At 55.7% G+C, this 1,279-nt stretch carries 1 rRNA gene; it reads right to left on the bottom strand.

Features of this window, described 5'->3' with window-relative positions:
- Positions 1–1,143 (bottom strand): 16S ribosomal RNA (locus K313_RS0119405); the annotation flags it as partial.
- Positions 1,144–1,279: the final 136 nt, after the last annotated feature.

Raw genomic sequence — 1,279 nt, 5'->3', positions numbered from 1 at the left:
CCCCGGCAGTCTCCTATGAGTCCCCGCCATAACGCGCTGGCAACATAGAACGAGGGTTGCGCTCGTTGCGGGACTTAACCCAACATCTCACGACACGAGCTGACGACAACCATGCACCACCTGTACACCGACCTTGCGGGGCACCCATCTCTGAATGTTTCCGGTGTATGTCAAGCCTTGGTAAGGTTCTTCGCGTTGCATCGAATTAATCCGCATGCTCCGCCGCTTGTGCGGGCCCCCGTCAATTCCTTTGAGTTTTAGCCTTGCGGCCGTACTCCCCAGGCGGGGCGCTTAATGCGTTAGCTGCGGCACGGAACTCGTGGAATGAGCCCCACACCTAGCGCCCAACGTTTACGGCATGGACTACCAGGGTATCTAATCCTGTTCGCTCCCCATGCTTTCGCTTCTCAGTGTCAGTTATGGCCCAGAGACCTGCCTTCGCCATCGGTGTTCCTCCTGATATCTGCGCATTTCACCGCTACACCAGGAATTCCAGTCTCCCCTACCACACTCTAGTCTGCCCGTACCCACGGCAAGCCCAACGTTAAGCGTTGGGATTTCACCGCAGACGCGACAAACCACCTACAAGCTCTTTACGCCCAATAATTCCGGACAACGCTCGCACCCTACGTATTACCGCGGCTGCTGGCACGTAGTTAGCCGGTGCTTCTTCTGCTCCTACCGTCACTTTCGCTTCTTCAGAGCTGAAAGAGGTTTACAACCCGAAGGCCTTCATCCCTCACGCGGCGTCGCTGCATCAGGCTTTCGCCCATTGTGCAATATTCCCCACTGCTGCCTCCCGTAGGAGTCTGGGCCGTGTCTCAGTCCCAGTGTGGCCGGTCGCCCTCTCAGGCCGGCTACCCGTCGTCGCCTTGGTGAGCCACTACCTCACCAACAAGCTGATAGGCCGCGAGTCCATCCTCCACCACAAAAGCTTTCCACTCCCACCCCATGCGAGGAGGAGTCATATCCAGTATTAGCCCCGGTTTCCCGGAGTTATCCCAGAGTGAAGGGCAGGTTACTCACGTGTTACTCACCCGTTCGCCACTAATCCACCCAGCAAGCTGGGCATCATCGTTCGACTTGCATGTGTTAAGCACGCCGCCAGCGTTCGTCCTGAGCCAGGATCAAACTCTCCGTAGAAAAATTTGTAAACCCAGCAAAAAGACAAAACAACATGACGTTGAATGTCCATCTACCAAAGGAACCTCAAACGAGGTTTAAAACTTGGCATCGAATTTCGGCACGCTGTTGAGTTCTCAAACATCGGACGCTCACG

Origin of the sequence: Arsenicicoccus bolidensis DSM 15745 (assembly GCF_000426385.1) — a bacterium.
In the GTDB taxonomy this organism is placed as follows: domain Bacteria; phylum Actinomycetota; class Actinomycetes; order Actinomycetales; family Dermatophilaceae; genus Arsenicicoccus; species Arsenicicoccus bolidensis.
The sequence above is the reverse complement of the archived record's forward strand: the minus strand, read 5'-3'. Positions and strand labels throughout refer to the sequence as shown.